Here is a 602-nt window from a genome sequence, read left to right on the forward strand (position 1 = left end):
ACCGAACACCCATCCCCCCCGCACAGGACCTTCACGCCCCCGGCCCAGCTGTGCTCAGCACAGATGCCCGGCCGGCCCGTCCTCGCCACCGGCCGCCTCGACGGCCTCGGTGGGCAGCATCTCGATCGAGGCGGTGTGCAGGGCGACGACGAGGCGCAGCGTCGCGGGCCCCAGATCAACGTCCTCGCACTCCGGTTCCTCACTCCTCGCCATGACCGCCAGTCTTTCGGCGACCCACTTCTCGACCCGCTCCTCATCCACACCCTCCACCTCGGCAGCAGTCACGCAGTCGTCGAAGAACGAGCGGGTGCGCGGCGGAAGTCCCTCACTCTCAGGAGCGCTCAGCACAGCGCACCCCGTCAGAATCAGCTCCCGCTCGCCGTTGGCGACCGCGTTGGCGCCGTACAGCGGATCACCGGGCTCGAAGGCCGTCATGCCCACCCAGCTCAACACCGGCCCGACCACCGGATGCGGCGGCTTCGCCTCCCCCTCCTCGTCCCACTCGATGCCGTACGCCCCCATCCTCTCCGCCCACGCGTCCACATCCCCCGGCAACGCCGGCCACTCCTCGACCTCCGGCCCCACCGCAGACCGCACCGCAC

At 70.8% G+C, this 602-nt stretch carries 1 protein-coding gene; it reads right to left on the bottom strand.

All coding sequences use genetic code 11. The features are described from left to right. Window positions 1–54 precede the first annotated feature (54 nt). The coding region (locus tag FNX44_RS28450; RefSeq protein WP_173019321.1) for a hypothetical protein at window positions 55–602 on the bottom strand (548 nt) is incomplete at its 5' end.

It is taken from the genome of Streptomyces alkaliterrae, assembly GCF_007097205.2.
GTDB classification, from domain to species: Bacteria; Actinomycetota; Actinomycetes; order Streptomycetales; family Streptomycetaceae; genus Streptomyces; species Streptomyces alkaliterrae.